Source organism: Spirillospora sp. CA-128828, assembly GCF_050945415.1.
GTDB lineage: Bacteria > Actinomycetota > Actinomycetes > Streptosporangiales > Streptosporangiaceae > Spirillospora.
Map to the genome: position 1 here is coordinate 7728331 of NZ_CP191986.1, position 13681 is coordinate 7742011.

The window sequence follows — 13681 nt, forward strand, 5'->3', positions numbered from 1 at the left end:
CTTCCCGCCCTCTCGCGTCACAACCGGGCGGGCAGCGGGTTGATTCCAGGCGTGATCAGCGCGTCAGCGACAGTCGTAGACGACCTCGGCGCGAGAGTGCCCGAACAGGAAGCTCTGCACGGGTGGCACGGCGGCGGACCCGGCGCGGCGCCGCACGCCGCCCGTCCCATGCCCGCTCGTCCACATGCCGGCCAGTTTACCGGCCGCGTCAGCGCCGCTCCCCGCCGCCTCAGCCCTCGTAGGAGTCCACAAGAGCGACCTCTTCCTCGGTCACCTCGCCGTCCACGATCCGGAACGACCGGAACTCGGTCGCGTCGTCCTCACGCGTCGAGACGAGCACGTAGTGCGCGTTCGGCTCGGACGCATAGGAGATGTCGGTGCGGGACGGGTACGCCTCGGTCGCGGTGTGCGAGTGGTAGATCACCACCGGCTCCTCGTCCCGGTCGTCCATCTCCCGCCACACCTTCAGCTGCTCCTGCGAGTCGAACCGGTAGAAGGTCGGGGAGCGCTCGGCGTTGACCATGGCGACGTACCGGACGGGGCGATCCGAGCCGGCGGGGCCGGCGATGACGCCGCAGGCCTCGTCGGGGTGGTCCGCGCGCGCGTGCGCGATGATCTGGTCGACCAGGGCCCGTTCGATCGTCAGCATGCCCGAAGGGTATCCGCCGCGCGGCGCCGGGAACGCACCCGGTCTCAGCCGGTCCTGACGCGCATCCTGATCCGCGTGCCGCGCACGCCCGACCGGATCTCCACGATGTGGCACAGCCGCCGGACGGCCCACATCGCGACGTCGCCGTCCTGCATCTCCGGTGGCAGGTGCCCGGGGTACCGCCCGGTCAGGGCGCGCCCCGGGTGGGTGACGTCGCAGATCAGGTCGCCGTCCTCCGCCCACACCCAGAGCGAGCCGCGGCCACCGCGGTCCCGGACGATGCCGGTCGCGACCTCGTTCACCGCCAGGACGAACTGGAGCGTCCGGTCGCCGGGCAGGCCGTGCCGGGCGGCCTCGGCGGTCAGGAGGTCCCGCAGCCCCGGCAGCCCGCCGGCCGCGAACTCCGCCCGGCGGGCGTCCGCCGGCGGCGGGGCCAGCGGGGCCGCGTCGCAGTCGGCGTAGAACTCGGCGGGATCGGTGAACCGCTCGCTCACGGTCGCCCCGTCCGGCCCGGCCAGCTCGGGATGGGTGCGCGCCGCGCCGTCGAGGACGTGCCGCGGCAGCGCCGACACGTCGTACGAGCACACGATCATGGTCGGGGTGCCGGCGAACACCACGTTCAGCAGGCACTCGTGGCGCATCCACTCCCGCGTCTCCAGAGGCGTCCGGCCGTCCCAGACGGGCTCGGCGAGCAGCCGCAGCCTCCCGTTCGGCCACCAGTCGTCACGCGCCCGGTCATGGCTGGACGCGAGCGTCCGCATCGGGCCGCCGAACCACTCCGCCGCGTCGATGAACTCGACTCCGGCGGCGCGCCGCCCCGCCCCGCGGATTGGGCCGAGCCGCTCGCGGAGCTCGGCGGACACCGGCGGCTTCACGATGACGACGACGACATCGCCCGCATGAAGCCCGGCCCGTAAGAACGGCACGGCGGTCCGAAGGAACTCCTGCCGGGAGCGGTAGAGCAGCGCCCGGTGGACGAGCACGTCCCGGCCGGCCTCCGGGCCGGTTCCCGGCAGCGCCCGGTCACCCGTGAGGGGAAGGCCCGTGCCTCCCGACGGCGCGTTCACCGCGCGGCCTCCGCGACGATGCCGGGCACGGTGTTCCAGCCCGCGGCCCGCATCATCAGCTCCATGCAGTCCGGCATAGACCGCAGGATCACCTGCCTGCCGATGACACTGCTCGTCTCGTTGGCGTCGATCAGGGCGCGCAGGCCGGCCAGATCGCAGAAGTCGAGCCGGGACAGGTCGAGGCAGATGTGCGCGGCGCGGGGGTCGACGTCGCGCAGCGCCGCGACCAGCGCGGGGAGGGTCGACTCGTCGATCGCCCCGGACAACCGCAGGCCGGGCGGCGCGAACAGCGGCACGATCGTCAGCACTCCGTCGTCGAACACGGCGTCGGCCCGGGCCTGCCCGCCATGGCGCGCCTCGATCTCGCACAGGTGGCCGCCGGCGAACCAGCGCCGGTCGAACTGGCACAGCGCCATCGCGCGGCAGCCCGGCCCGACCGCGCGGTGGACGGCGTCCTCGAACGCCGTGAAGCGCTCGGTCCCCGGCCAGCCGCGCAGGAACGGAGACGCCTCGGCGGTCACGCGGACCCCCGGGCAGCCTCGGTCCAGCGCCGATTCGATCACCCTGCCGAGATCGGTCTCGGCCGTGGCCCGGACGACCAGGCGGCCATCGTCGAGCGCCGCCCCGAACGGGTCCCGCAACCGCGCGGCGGCGGCCTCGGCCGGCTCGTCGTCGACCAGGTAGACCAGGGCGTCGCCGGCCCTCAGCCCGGCGCCGAGGAACGCCGCGAGGACGGCGCGGCGCTCCGCGTCGTTGACGTAGGCGAGGCACAGGTGGTCACCGAACCGCATGCCCCCGACCGCGCTGGCCGGGTCGCCGCCCTCGCGGACCTGACCGAAACCCACGTGACCTCCTCGGTCGAGAGTGCCGGGACGTCGCTCGCCTGCCGCTCGGGTCAGCCGGAGCTGCGCTCGATGGCGACGCCGGGCGCGTCGTCCAGGCCCTCGGCGTGGAGCCGGGTGTGCAGGGCGTCGGGCACGGATCGCAGCAGCAGCCCCCTGCCGCCCGGCCCGCCGGCACCGTCGGCGCCGGTCAGCAGCCGCAGGCCGGCGGGGTCGCAGGCGGTCAGGCCGCCCAGGTCGAGGCAGAGCAGGCCGGTGCGGGTCTTGATCGACTCCAGGACGGCCGCGACGGCGGGGCGGGTCGCGGCGTCCACGACACCGGCCAGCGCGACGCCCGGCGGGCTGAAGATCGGCGTGATCCGCAGCGAGCCGTCGTCGTAGTAGTCGTCGGCGCGCACGCGGCCCATGTGGCTGGCCTCGACCTCGGCGAGCCGGACCTCGTCGAACCAGCGCCGGTCGAACTGGCAGATCGCCATGGCCTGCAGATCGGTGGTCATGAAGATCTCGTCCAGCATCCGCTCGAAGTCGCCGAACTGCTCGGTGCCCGGCCAGCGGCGCAGCGAGAACCTCGCCTCGCCCGCGATCCGCACCCCGGTGTAGCCCTGGACGAGCGCGAGGTCGATCTCCGTCGCCATCAGCTGGAGGCTCGCGCCGGGGTCGAACCTGCCGCTCGCCAGGAACGTCTCCTCGGCCGTGCGGACGACGAAGTGGCCGGACTCCATCGCCTCCGCGAGATCGACCGGAGCACCGTCCGCGGCCGGCCCGGCGATCTCCGCGCGCGCGGCGAGCAGCCAGTCGAGGACCTCGGGCGCCGAGACGCCGTCCGAGATATAGATGACCTTGTGCCCCGCGCCGACGCCGTCGCGGGCGTAGCCGGCCATGATCGACCGGCGTTCCTCCTCGTTGTCGAAGACGAGGGCCAGATGGTCCCCGAGCTCCATCGCGCCGACCGGCTTGACGCGGGTCCTCGCTGCGGGCATGGACGCCTCCGAGTGGTCGGTGGCCCGCCGCTGCGGGCCGTCACTCCCCCCGGGACGCAACGCTAACAACGCTCCGCACCGGCGTCCCGACGATCGGTGATGCCCGCTCTGGCCGGGTGCGGACGCCGGGACGGCCTACCAAAGGACCCGGACGAGGCTCTCCTGGAGCATGGTCAGCCAGTCGTAGGCCGCGAACATGGGCGCGCGGGGGTCCCGCGGGTCCATGCCCTCCGCCTCCTCGTACCAGTCCTCGGTGATGTCCAGCCGGGTGCCGAGCGCCAGCCGGACGTCGTTCAGCGCCCGCAGCCACTCCTGCGCCTGCTTCTCGTCCAGGAAGGTCTCGGTCCGCTTCTGGCCGTGCGGGTCGCCGAGCCCGCCGAGGACCGTCCCGGCGGCCTCGCGCTTGCCGTCGCGCAGGCCCATCTCGGTGTAGCGGCGGAACTCCCCTGCGGCCTCGCCGTCGTCGCGGTACGCGTCCGGGAACAGCCGGGCCAGGACCGGGTCGTCCGGCGTCGTGGCGTTCTCGGCGATGCCCAGGGAAGCGAGCTCGTCATCCGCGCCGGGCGCGTCGCCCAGGAGCGTGAGCATCTGCTCCATCAGGGCGCGCAGGAGCGCGGTCTCCTCGGGCTCAAGCCGCACCCTGATGCCCTCGCGGGTCTTCTTCACATGGCTCATCGGCTCAGTCGTCCCGCTTCACCGTGGCCCACAGGCCGTAGGAATGCAGGATCTCCACGTCGCGCTCCATCTCCTCGCGGGTGCCGTTGGCCACCACCGCGCGGCCCTTGTGGTGCACGTCGAGCATCAGCTTCTCGGCCTTGGTCTTGGGATAACTGAAGACCGCCTGGAACACGTACGTGACGTACGACATCAGGTTGATCGGGTCGTTCCAGACGATGGCCAGCCAGGGCCGGTCGGCGCTCACGTCCTCCGCTACGTCCGGACGCTCCAGCTCGACCGGTGCGGGCGCCGTGCTCATGGCGCTCATTGGCCGGATCTCCCCCTCTCTACGCGCAGCCCACCGCATCCGATGTTATGTGCCACGCCCCGCCGGGGTGTGACGGCCCGCACCCCCATGGTGCCCGCAGTCGGCCTTAAGGTGCCACTTGTGGACCTTGGTGACGGCACCGCCCTGCTGACCGACCAGTACGAGCTGACGATGCTGCAGGCCGCGCTGCACAGCGAGACGGCCGGCCGGCGCGCGGTCTTCGAGGTGTTCGCGCGGAGCCTGCCCGCCGGACGCCGGTACGGGGTGGTCGCGGGCATCGGACGGCTGCTCGACGCGATCGAGGGGTTCCGGTTCGGCCCCGCCGAGCTGGAGTTCCTCACCGCCAACGGGATCGTGGACGAGCCCACGGCGCAATGGCTGGAGAAGTATCGCTTCACCGGGAACGTCTGGGGATACGCCGAAGGCGATTGCTATTTCCCGGAATCGCCGATCCTGGTGGTCGAGGGCACGTTCGGCGAGGCGGTCCTGCTGGAGACGCTCGCGCTGTCGATCCTCAACCACGACTGCGCGATCGCGTCCGCGGCGTCCCGGATGGTGCAGGCGGCGCAGGACCGGCCGATCATCGAGATGGGGTCGCGGCGCACCCACGAGCGCGCGGCCGTGGCCGCCGCCCGCGCCGCCTACATCGCCGGGTTCACCACCACGTCCAACCTGGAGGCGGGCCGGCTCTACGGGGTCCCGACCGCCGGGACCTCCGCGCACTCGTTCACCCTCCTGCACGACAGCGAGCGGCACGCGTTCAAGGCGCAGCTCGCCTCGCTCGGCGACGGCACGACGCTGCTGATCGACACCTACGACGTCGAACGGGCCGTCCGGACGGCGGTGGAGCTGGCCGGGCCGTCGCTCGGCGCCGTCCGGATCGACAGCGGCGACCTCGGCGTGATGGCGCGCCGCGTCCGCGACCAGCTCGACTCCCTCGGCGCGCACGACACGCGCGTCGTGGTGACCGGCGACCTGGACGAGTACGGCATCGCCGCCCTGGGCTCGGCGCCGGTCGACGGCTACGGCGTGGGGACGTCCCTCGTCACCGGCTCCGGCGCCCCCACCGCCTCCCTCGTCTACAAGCTCGTCGCGCGGTCGGACAGCCCCGACGAGGACGCGCCCATGCGTCCGGTCGCGAAACGCTCCCCGGGCAAGCCGAGCCGCGGCGGACGCAAGACCGCCGTCCGCCGCGTGGACGGCCACGGCATCGCCTACGCCGAGACCGTGTTCACCACCGAGCCGACCCCCGGCCGCCGCGACCGCGTCCTCCAGGTACCGCTGGTGCGGGACGGCGAGGTCGTCGGACGCGAGTCGCTGCGCGAGGCCAGGGATCGGCACGCGCGGTCGGTCGCGGAACTGCCCCCGACGGCGCTCCAGCTCTCCAAGGGAGAACCCGCCGTCCCCACCGAGTTCGTCAACGGCGGCCCGCGCCGTTGACGACGTCTCCGCGCGGGCACAACGCTGAGGTACGGTCGGGTTCAGAACCGGCGGGGCAACCGGTAGAGGGAGCGGTCGTGGGCAAGAAGGCTCTGATCATCGTGGATGTGCAGAACGACTTCTGCGAGGGCGGGTCGCTCGCCGTCGCCGGCGGCGCCGCGGTGGCCACCGCCGTCTCCGCGCATGTGGCCGAGCACCGGCAGGAGTACGCGCACATCGTGGCGACGCGCGACTTCCACCTCGACCCCGGGGCGCATTTCTCCGACCGGCCCGACTTCGCCGACACCTGGCCGCCGCACTGCGTGATCGGCACCCCGGGCGCCGACTTCCACCCCAACCTCGCCCTCGCCCCCATCGAGGCCGTGTTCAGCAAGGGCCGCGAAACCGCCGCCTACAGCGGCTTCGAGGGCTCCGCCGACGACGAGACGCCCCTCGCCGACTGGCTCGCCTCCCGCGGGGTGGACGCCGTGGACATCGTCGGCATCGCCACCGACCACTGCGTCCGCGCCACCGCCGTGGACGCCGCCCGCGCGGGCCTCCGCACGACCGTCCTGCTCGACCTCACCGCCGGAGTGAGCAAGACGACCGTCGACCGGGCCCTCGACGAGCTCGCGCAGGAGGGCGTCGTCCTGTCCGGCGCGCCGGTCGTGACCGCCTGACCATGACGGACCCCGAGGTCATCCTGGTCGCCGGCGTGTCCGGCAGCGGCAAGTCCACCATCGGCGCGCTCCTCGCCGAACGCCTGGGCTGGGACTACGCGGAGGCCGACGCGTTCCACTCCGAGGCCAACATCGCCAAGATGCGCTCCGGCCACCCGCTGACGGACGCCGACCGCCTCCCCTGGCTCCGCGCCATCGCCGCCTGGATCGACGAGCGCCTCGCCGTCGGCCGCCCCGGCGTCGTCAGCTGCTCCGCCCTCAAACGCCGGTACCGCGACCTGCTGACCGGCGGGCACGCGGAGGTCCGCCTCGTCCTGCTGGACGGCGACCGCGAGACGATCGCCGCCCGCATGAGAGCCCGCAAGGGCCACTTCTTCAGCGCCGCTCTCCTCGACTCGCAGTTCGCCGACCTCGAACCCCCGGAACCGGACGAGAACATCGTCTCCGTCCCCATCACCGGCACGCCCGAGGAGACGGTCACCCACATCCTCAAGGCACTGGACGTGACGCCCCGGCCGCGCTGACCGCTCAGTCGCGAACGTAGTAGTGGCCGAGCACGCCGTCGAAGCGCCCGGTGGGCCGGCAGCACCGCCGGAAAGCGCCGCCCGGACCCGCAGGGACAGGGGTCGTTGCCGCCGAGCTTCTCGACCAGTTCGGTGTCGACGCCTACGGTCCGGTCGCCGCGCTTGACCCTGCTCTCGCTAGAGGGAACCCCCTGCGGCGCTTGCTGGTCCGCTCAAAAGGACGCCTCGGTGTCGCGGTCGCGGTACATGACGGTCTCCTCCGCTCGGAAATGACGCACCGCCGACCGTAGGGGCCCGGACGGGCCGCACACCACCGAATTAGTGGCGGCGCCTGGCGGCCCATTCGCGGATCTTGGTGATGCGCTCGCGGATCTCGGCGGCGCTGGCCTGGGGGACGGGCGGGCCCCCGCAGGAGCGGCGCAGCTCGCTGTGGATGACGCCCTGCGGCTGGCCGGTGCGGTGGTTCCAGGCGTTGACGAGTCCGTTGAGCTCGCGGCGGAGGGTGGCGATGTCCTCGGCGGCGGTGCGGTCGGCGCGGGGGTCGCCGGTCTTGCGCTTGCGCTCGTTGGCGATCTGGTCGGCCTGCCGCTTGCGGAGCAGGGCCGACACCTGGTCGGGTTCGAGGAGGCCGGGGATGCCGAGGAACTCCTCCTCCTCGGCGGAGCCCGGCTCGGCGTTCATCCCGAACTCGCCGCCGTCGTAGAGGACGCGGTCGAACGTCGCGGACGCCTCGACCGTCTCGAACGGCAGTTCCTCGCCGACGTCGGGCGTGTCCTGCTGCCGGTTGGCCTCGGCGAGCAGCTCGTCGTCCAGGCCGTCCTCGCGGACGGGACGGTCGAGGACGTGGTCGCGCTCCTCCTCCATGTCGGCGGCGTGGCCCATCAGCGTCGGAACCGACGGCAGGAAGACCGACGCCGTCTCGCCGCGTTTGCGGGCCCGGACGAAACGGCCGATGGCCTGCGCGAAGAACAGCGGCGTGCTGGTGGAGGTGGCGTAGACGCCGACGCACAGGCGCGGGATGTCGACGCCCTCCGACACCATGCGGACCGCGACCATCCAGCGGTCGTCGGTCTCGCCGAACTGCTTGATCTTCTTGGACGCGCCCGGGTCGTCCGACAGCACGATCGTGGCGCCCTGGCCGGTGACCGCGCGCAGCATCTTGGCGTAGGCGCGGGCGGCCTCGTGGTCGGTGGCGATGACCAGGCCGCCCGCGTCCGGGATGACGCGGCGCAGCTCGGTGAGGCGGCGGTCGGCGGCGGCGAGCACCTGCTTGATCCAGTCGCCCTTCGGATCGAGCGCGGCCCGCCACGCCTGGGCCGTCTGGTCCTGGGTGAGCGGCTCGCCCAGGGTCGCGGTGATCTCGTCGCCGGCGCGGGTGCGCCAGCGCATCTCCCCCGCGTACGCCAGGAAGATCACCGGCCGGACGACCCCGTCGGCGAGGGCCGGACCGTAGCCGTAGGTGTAGTCGGCCCGGCTGCGGCGGACCCCGTCCGGCCCCTCCTCGTACTGGACGAACGGGATCGGGTTGATGTCGGTGCGGAACGGCGTGCCGGAGAGGGCCACCCGGCGCGTCGCGGGCTCGAACGCCTCGCGGACGGCGTCGCCCCAGGACAGGCCGTCGCCCGCGTGGTGCACCTCGTCGAAGATGACGAGCGACTTGCGCGACTCGGTGCGGTTGCGGTGCAGCGCCGGGCGCGCGGCGACGGTCGCGTAGGTGACGGCGACGCCGTGGAAGTCCTTGCCGACGGGCCCCTGGCCGTTCTGGTACTCGGGGTCGATCCTGATGCCGACGCGGGCCGCCGACTCGGCCCACTGCCGCTTGAGGTGCTCGGTGGGGCACACGATCGTGATCGCCGAGACGACGCGGCGCTCCATCAGCTCGCGGGCGAGCCGCAGCGCGAACGTCGTCTTACCGGCACCGGGCGTCGCGACGGTGAGGAAGTCGCGCGGGCCGGGCTCGGTGCCGTCCGTCCCGAAGTACGCCTCCAGCGCCTGCTGCTGCCAGGCGCGCAGGGACGACGCGGTCCCCCAGGCGGCGCGCTCGGGGAACGCGGGAGGCATGCTCGATGCGGCGAAGGTACTCACGGTTCTCGAAGGCTACCGAGCCCCACCGACAGATCGTGCCGCACGCGCCTCACGTGTGCCGAGATCCACACGGTGGCGGCCGTGCCGCCGGGCCCGGTACGCCGCCCAGGATGCCCGCACCAGTTGGCCCTGACCTGCGGTGAAGCCCCGCATGCAGGCGTCGTGGGCGTAGTCCATGAAATTGTGCACCGGATCGCGGCCCCGCTGCGGGCAGGTGTCGCGGTACTGCGGGCATCCTTGCGCCGCCTCCGCCTCGTACGGAGTGTCGGCCACTCCGTCGCCGGGCGGCGCGCAGCCTCCTTCGAACGTGTGCATCAGGCCCAGCCAGTGCCCGATCTCGTGGACGGCCGTGAACCCGTGGTTGAACGGCGCGTACGACCCGTGCGGCAGGCTGCGATAGTCGATGACGACACCGTCCTTGCCGGGTGCACGCCGATACCACTGAGGGAACGTGGAGAAGCCCAGCACGTCCGACCCCACTGCCGCGGTGAAGAGGTTGAGCGTGCCGCGGCCGCCCTGGCGCAGGCGCTTCTTCATGGGGGTCTCGTAGCGCTCGGGGTGACGGAACCAGCCCGGGTTGTCGGCGTGGTCGTAGCCGGTCAGGCGGAACCTCACGCGGGTGTCCGCGCCTCCCATCTTCCCGCTGTATGCGGCGTTCAGGGTGGAGATCTGCCGCTTGACGACGCGCTTGGGGATCCACCCCGTTCGTCCGCTGTGGACGACATGGAACCGCACCGGGACGACGAGGCGCCGCGCCGTCCGCCGTGTCGAGTCGAGGCGGGCCTCGTCGGACGTCCCGAACCGGTCGAGGAGCCTCCGGTGGAGATCGGCGAGCATGCCGACGACCTGGTCGTGCCCCAGGCCCCCTCGGTCGTGCTGCCGGACCCGCCGCGCGGCGGGCGGGTGCACGCACCCGTCGTCGCGCGCGACCGGAACGGCCCGGACCTGCGACCGCTCACCTACCGAACCTGAAGTACTACACACTGTAACCAACAGTGCGCACAGCGAAACCCCGGCCAACCGCCGCATTTCATCCCCCGTATGTCAGAAACGCCCCAGGAGCGGAGGCCCCGCGGTCATGCCGCAGGACCTCCGCGCGCGCACGCCTAAGCGGGCGGCACGCCCTCGGCCGCCGCTCGGCGGCCGGTCACTCGCCGCCCTCGCCGCCCGGCTTCATGGACTCGTAGATCTCCTTGCACTCCGGGCAGACGGGGTACTTCTTCGGATCCCGGTTCGGCACCCAGACCTTGCCGCACAGCGCGATCACCGGCGTGCCGGTCACCGCGCTCTCGGTGATCTTGGCCTTCTTCACGTAGTGGGCGAACCGCTCGTGGTCGCCGTCACCGTGCGAAAGGTCCGGCTTGACATCGCTCTGGGTGTCGCTGTCGGGAAGGATCTTCGTACTCACGTCGTTCACCTTAGTTCAGCGTGGGGTCCTCGGGAAAAGTGGAGACGAACGCCAGATCACCGCCCTGCCGGCGCAGGACCTCCTGCCAAAGCCGGTCCGGGTCGCCGGCGAAGACGTCCCCGGCCTCGGCGGGCACCAGGTACCACGAGCCCTCCTCGATCTCGGCGCGCAGCTGCCCGGGCGACCAGCCGGCGTATCCGGCGAACACCCGCAGCTGCAGCAGTTCGGCCGCGAGCAGGCCGGGCGGGGCCTCCAGGTCGACGAGACCCACCCTGGCGACCTCGGTGCCGCCGTCCAGGGCGCGCCATCCGAGCGGCTCGTCCTCACCGGGAAGGCGGGCCAGGGCGAGCGCGTTCTCCAGCGCGACCGGGCCGCCCTGGAACACCACGGCCGGTCCGGTGGCGAGCTCGGCCCACGGCGGCAGCACTCGGCCGACCGGAACCTCGGTCGGCCGATTGAGGACAACGCCCAGCGTGCCCCCGTCCATGTCGTGCTCGACCAGCAGGACGACGCTCCGCCGAAAGTTCGGATCCTCCAGCTGAGGGGTCGCCACCAGCAGGAGCCCCACCCTGATGCCGTCTTCCATGGGTTCCATGATGCGTTGCCCGGACCTCCGGCGGCACGCCCCTCCGCTCGTTAGCCTGTTACGCATTCCTATCGATGGGGATATCGGCACCACAAGGTCCTGGGTTAACAATGATCTAGGATCATCGGCCACCCGCTTCGGTGCGCGCCGGGAGGACAGCGATGCAGTTGCCCAGGGTCGTCATCGCCGCCGTGTTCATCGTCATCGGGGCGCTGATCGCGATCCCGGCGCTGTTCGACGGGGACGGATCGGCGTCACCGGCGTCGAGCACCTCGTCGACGAGCCCCAGCCCCTCCGGCACCTCGCCGAAGCCGAGCCCGTCCGGCACGTCCGCGCGACCGGTCACCGCCACCATCGGGTCGGTGTCCTGCCCGGCCCGCACCGTGAACGTCAGGGTCCGCAACACCGGGACGCGGAGCGAGGACTTCTCGATCGAGAAGAACGACGACACCGCCGCGATCCCCGGCAAGATCGGGCCCGGCACCACCCGGACGGTCGCCGTCGAGCTCCGCGAGGACCGCAGCACCCGCGTGACCGTCAACTGGGCGAACAAGCGGATCCAGAGCGACACCGTCAAGGCGAACTGCAAGAAGGCGGGCGGCGCCGCGCCGAGCGAGACGCCGCCGGGCAAGCTGCCGCACACCGGTCCCGACGCCGTCCTGTGGGCGCGCGCCGCGACCGGCGGCGCCGTCATCCTCACCGGTGTGATCATCTTCTGGTACGGCGGGATCTGGCCGCGCCGCCGCGAGCGGATGTTCGCCGCCGAGAAGGACTCCTAGGCCTCCGTGCGGGGACGGCCGCCCGCGGCCTCGCGGACGGCGCCCGCGACGCGGGTGCTGACCTCCGGGTGGAAGACGCTCGGCACGATGTAGTTGGGGCCGAGCTCGTCCGGGGTGACGACCTCGGCGAGGGCCGTGGCGGCGGCGGCGAGCATGTCGAGGGTGACACCGTCGGCCTGGGCGTCCAGCAGCCCGCGGAACACGCCCGGGAACGCCAGCACGTTGTTGATCTGGTTGGGGTAGTCGCTGCGGCCGGTGGCGACCACGGCGGCGTGCTCGCGGGCCTCGTCCGGCGACACCTCGGGCTCGGGGTTGGCGAGCGCGAACACGATCGCGTCGTCGCTCATCGTGGCGATGTCGTCGCCGTCCAGGATGCCGGGGGCGGACACCCCGATGAAGACGTCGGCGTCCTTCACGGCGCCGCGCAGGTCGCCCGAGTAGCCGTCGGCGTTGGTGTGCTCGGCGATCCAGCGGAGCGAGTCGTCCAGGTCGTCGCGGCCCTTGTGCACGGCGCCACGGTAGTCGCAGACGACGAGGTTGCGGGCGCCCGCGTGCATCAGCAGCTTCAGGATGGCGGTGCCGGCGGCGCCCGCGCCCGCCATCGTGATGCGGACCGCGCCGAGGTCCTTGCCGACGACGCGCAGCGCGTTGGTCAGCGCGGCGAGGACGCAGATCGCGGTGCCGTGCTGGTCGTCGTGGAAGACGGGGATGTCGAGCAGCTCGCGCAGCCGGGCCTCGACCTCGAAGCAGCGCGGCGCGGAGATGTCCTCCAGGTTGATCCCGCCGAACGCGGGCGCGAGGATCTGGACGGTCCGGACGATCTCGTCGGTGTCCTGGGTGTCCAGGCAGATCGGCCACGCGTCGATCCCGGCGAACCGCTTGAACAGCGCCGCCTTGCCCTCCATGACGGGCAGCGCGGCCTCCGGGCCGATGTTGCCGAGGCCGAGCACCGCGGAGCCGTCGGTGACGACGGCGACGCTGTTGCGTTTGATCGTCAGCCGCCGGACGTCCTCGGGGTTGCGGGCGATGGCGAGGGAGACGCGGGCGACGCCGGGCGTGTAGGCCATCGACAGCTCGTCGCGGTTGCGCAGCGGCACCTTGGACTGCATCTCGATCTTGCCGCCGAGGTGCATCAGGAACGTCCGGTCGCTGACCTTGTGGATCTTGACCGACTCGATGTTCTCCAGCGCGCCGGCGATCGCCTCGGCGTGCTGGGTGTCGCGGGTCGCGATCGTGACGTCGATGCGCAGCGTCTCGTGGCCGGCGGTGTTGACGTCGAGGGCCGTGACGATGCCGCCGGCGTTCTCGACCACATGGGTGATCTGGCTGACGGCCCTGCCGCCGGCCGGGACCTCGAGCCGGACGGTGATGGAGTACGACACGCTTGGCACGCTCGCCACGACTAAAGCTCCCTTTGTTACGGGTCTGTCCGGTCCCGCGCGCGCGCCGTTCCCGACGTGGACGGCGCGTCCGGGGGCCGCGGCCCGGTCCCGCCCCGCGACTCAAAAAGCCCGGGCCGCGACGACGATGAGCTCGACGGTCGCGGGCACGGGCGGCCTCGTGGTGTCGATCACGAGGTGGTAGAGCCGCGGATCGGCGGGGCCGGCCCCGTAGAAGTGATTCACGGAGGCCGTCCGGGCGCGGTCATTGTCATCGAGCATACGCTCAACATCGGGG

General features: G+C 72.3%; 18 protein-coding genes and 1 pseudogene. 5 read left to right on the forward strand and 14 right to left on the reverse strand.

Annotated features, from left to right (window positions below):
- Positions 1-63: 63 nt before the first annotated feature.
- The 7 genes from ACQPXG_RS37140 to clpS form a co-directional block, all read right to left on the reverse strand.
- Entirely contained in the window at positions 64-186 is a 123-nt protein-coding gene (locus tag ACQPXG_RS37140; RefSeq protein ID WP_433463817.1) for a hypothetical protein, read from the reverse strand.
- A 43-nt stretch (positions 187-229) separates the two neighbouring features.
- A complete protein-coding gene (locus ACQPXG_RS37145; protein ID WP_433463818.1) occupies positions 230-649 on the reverse strand; it encodes a Mov34/MPN/PAD-1 family protein in 420 nt (139 codons plus the stop codon).
- A gap of 44 nt (positions 650-693) precedes the next feature.
- On the reverse strand, positions 694-1716 hold the full coding sequence (locus ACQPXG_RS37150; protein ID WP_433463819.1) for an anti-sigma factor RsbA family regulatory protein: 1023 nt from the start codon (positions 1714-1716) through the stop codon (positions 694-696).
- Positions 1713-2561, reverse strand: a complete 849-nt coding sequence (locus tag ACQPXG_RS37155) for an MEDS domain-containing protein (protein ID WP_433463820.1) — start codon at positions 2559-2561, stop codon at positions 1713-1715. Before ACQPXG_RS37155 ends, ACQPXG_RS37150 begins: the two co-directional genes overlap by 4 nt.
- A gap of 50 nt (positions 2562-2611) precedes the next feature.
- Positions 2612-3538: an MEDS domain-containing protein gene (locus tag ACQPXG_RS37160; RefSeq protein WP_433463821.1), complete on the reverse strand. Its 927-nt coding sequence runs from the start codon at positions 3536-3538 to the stop codon at positions 2612-2614.
- 135 nt (positions 3539-3673) lie between these two features.
- The gene (locus ACQPXG_RS37165) at positions 3674-4213 is read right to left on the reverse strand and encodes a DUF2017 domain-containing protein (RefSeq protein WP_433463822.1); all 540 of its coding nucleotides are present in this window, start codon (positions 4211-4213) and stop codon (positions 3674-3676) included.
- 4 nt (positions 4214-4217) lie between these two features.
- Positions 4218-4514, reverse strand: coding sequence for an ATP-dependent Clp protease adapter ClpS (gene clpS, locus ACQPXG_RS37170; RefSeq protein WP_433470117.1), 297 nt, complete (start codon positions 4512-4514; stop codon positions 4218-4220).
- 96 nt (positions 4515-4610) lie between these two features.
- Between clpS and ACQPXG_RS37175 the strand changes: the two genes are divergently transcribed.
- The 3 genes from ACQPXG_RS37175 (at position 4611) to ACQPXG_RS37185 (ending at position 7146) form a co-directional block, all read left to right on the forward strand.
- Entirely contained in the window at positions 4611-5963 is a 1353-nt protein-coding gene (locus ACQPXG_RS37175) for a nicotinate phosphoribosyltransferase (RefSeq protein ID WP_433463823.1), read from the forward strand.
- A gap of 77 nt (positions 5964-6040) precedes the next feature.
- Positions 6041-6622 (forward strand): isochorismatase family protein, encoded by a 582-nt coding sequence (locus ACQPXG_RS37180; protein ID WP_433463824.1) that lies wholly within the window; start codon positions 6041-6043, stop codon positions 6620-6622.
- Between the two features lie 2 nt (positions 6623-6624).
- Complete coding sequence (locus ACQPXG_RS37185; RefSeq protein WP_433463825.1) at positions 6625-7146, forward strand: gluconokinase; 522 nt, start codon at positions 6625-6627, stop codon at positions 7144-7146.
- 71 nt (positions 7147-7217) lie between these two features.
- On the opposite strand, the pseudogene ACQPXG_RS37190 reads toward ACQPXG_RS37185, so the two are convergent.
- The 3 genes and pseudogenes from ACQPXG_RS37190 to ACQPXG_RS37200 all read right to left on the reverse strand — a co-directional run.
- A pseudogene (locus ACQPXG_RS37190) lies at positions 7218-7274 on the reverse strand (SEC-C metal-binding domain-containing protein); the annotation flags it as partial.
- Between the two features lie 190 nt (positions 7275-7464).
- Positions 7465-9207, reverse strand: coding sequence for a DEAD/DEAH box helicase (locus ACQPXG_RS37195; RefSeq protein WP_433470118.1), 1743 nt, complete (start codon positions 9205-9207; stop codon positions 7465-7467).
- A 36-nt stretch (positions 9208-9243) separates the two neighbouring features.
- Positions 9244-10068: a zinc metalloprotease gene (locus ACQPXG_RS37200; protein WP_433463826.1), complete on the reverse strand. Its 825-nt coding sequence runs from the start codon at positions 10066-10068 to the stop codon at positions 9244-9246.
- On the opposite strand from ACQPXG_RS37200, the gene ACQPXG_RS37205 reads away from it, so the two are divergent.
- A complete protein-coding gene (locus ACQPXG_RS37205; protein WP_433463827.1) occupies positions 10051-10203 on the forward strand; it encodes a hypothetical protein in 153 nt (50 codons plus the stop codon). The genes ACQPXG_RS37200 and ACQPXG_RS37205 overlap by 18 nt on opposite strands.
- 175 nt (positions 10204-10378) lie before the next feature.
- On the opposite strand, the gene ACQPXG_RS37210 is transcribed toward ACQPXG_RS37205, so the two are convergent.
- Together ACQPXG_RS37210 and ACQPXG_RS37215 are read right to left on the reverse strand one after the other, a co-directional pair.
- Entirely contained in the window at positions 10379-10639 is a 261-nt protein-coding gene (locus tag ACQPXG_RS37210; RefSeq protein WP_433463828.1) for a DUF3039 domain-containing protein, read from the reverse strand.
- A gap of 10 nt (positions 10640-10649) precedes the next feature.
- Entirely contained in the window at positions 10650-11225 is a 576-nt protein-coding gene (locus tag ACQPXG_RS37215) for a YqgE/AlgH family protein (RefSeq protein ID WP_433463829.1), read from the reverse strand.
- A gap of 161 nt (positions 11226-11386) precedes the next feature.
- On the opposite strand from ACQPXG_RS37215, the gene ACQPXG_RS37220 reads away from it, so the two are divergent.
- Positions 11387-12004 carry a hypothetical protein gene (locus ACQPXG_RS37220; RefSeq protein WP_433463830.1) on the forward strand — a complete coding sequence of 206 codons (618 nt, stop codon included), beginning with the start codon at positions 11387-11389 and terminating at the stop codon, positions 12002-12004.
- Here the strand turns inward: ACQPXG_RS37220 and ACQPXG_RS37225 are convergent.
- Both ACQPXG_RS37225 and ACQPXG_RS37230 read right to left on the reverse strand, forming a co-directional pair.
- Positions 12001-13404, reverse strand: a complete 1404-nt coding sequence (locus ACQPXG_RS37225) for an NAD-dependent malic enzyme (RefSeq protein WP_433463831.1) — start codon at positions 13402-13404, stop codon at positions 12001-12003. The genes ACQPXG_RS37220 and ACQPXG_RS37225 overlap by 4 nt on opposite strands.
- A gap of 102 nt (positions 13405-13506) precedes the next feature.
- Positions 13507-13665 carry a hypothetical protein gene (locus ACQPXG_RS37230; RefSeq protein ID WP_433463832.1) on the reverse strand — a complete coding sequence of 53 codons (159 nt, stop codon included), beginning with the start codon at positions 13663-13665 and terminating at the stop codon, positions 13507-13509.
- Positions 13666-13681 lie beyond the last annotated feature (16 nt).

Coding starts and splice junctions, on each gene's coding strand:
- ACQPXG_RS37200 (WP_433463826.1), bottom strand. CDS start 10,068: ATGCTCGCCGATCTCCACCGGAGGCTCCTCGACCGGTTCGGGACGTCC.
- ACQPXG_RS37140 (WP_433463817.1), bottom strand. CDS start 186: ATGTGGACGAGCGGGCATGGGACGGGCGGCGTGCGGCGCCGCGCCGGG.
- ACQPXG_RS37165 (WP_433463822.1), bottom strand. CDS start 4,213: ATGAGCCATGTGAAGAAGACCCGCGAGGGCATCAGGGTGCGGCTTGAG.
- ACQPXG_RS37175 (WP_433463823.1), top strand. CDS start 4,611: ATGGTGCCCGCAGTCGGCCTTAAGGTGCCACTTGTGGACCTTGGTGAC.
- ACQPXG_RS37230 (WP_433463832.1), bottom strand. CDS start 13,665: ATGCTCGATGACAATGACCGCGCCCGGACGGCCTCCGTGAATCACTTC.
- ACQPXG_RS37160 (WP_433463821.1), bottom strand. CDS start 3,538: ATGCCCGCAGCGAGGACCCGCGTCAAGCCGGTCGGCGCGATGGAGCTC.
- ACQPXG_RS37215 (WP_433463829.1), bottom strand. CDS start 11,225: ATGGAAGACGGCATCAGGGTGGGGCTCCTGCTGGTGGCGACCCCTCAG.
- ACQPXG_RS37185 (WP_433463825.1), top strand. CDS start 6,625: ATGACGGACCCCGAGGTCATCCTGGTCGCCGGCGTGTCCGGCAGCGGC.
- clpS (WP_433470117.1), bottom strand. CDS start 4,514: ATGAGCACGGCGCCCGCACCGGTCGAGCTGGAGCGTCCGGACGTAGCG.
- ACQPXG_RS37145 (WP_433463818.1), bottom strand. CDS start 649: ATGCTGACGATCGAACGGGCCCTGGTCGACCAGATCATCGCGCACGCG.
- ACQPXG_RS37195 (WP_433470118.1), bottom strand. CDS start 9,207: ATGCCTCCCGCGTTCCCCGAGCGCGCCGCCTGGGGGACCGCGTCGTCC.
- ACQPXG_RS37220 (WP_433463830.1), top strand. CDS start 11,387: ATGCAGTTGCCCAGGGTCGTCATCGCCGCCGTGTTCATCGTCATCGGG.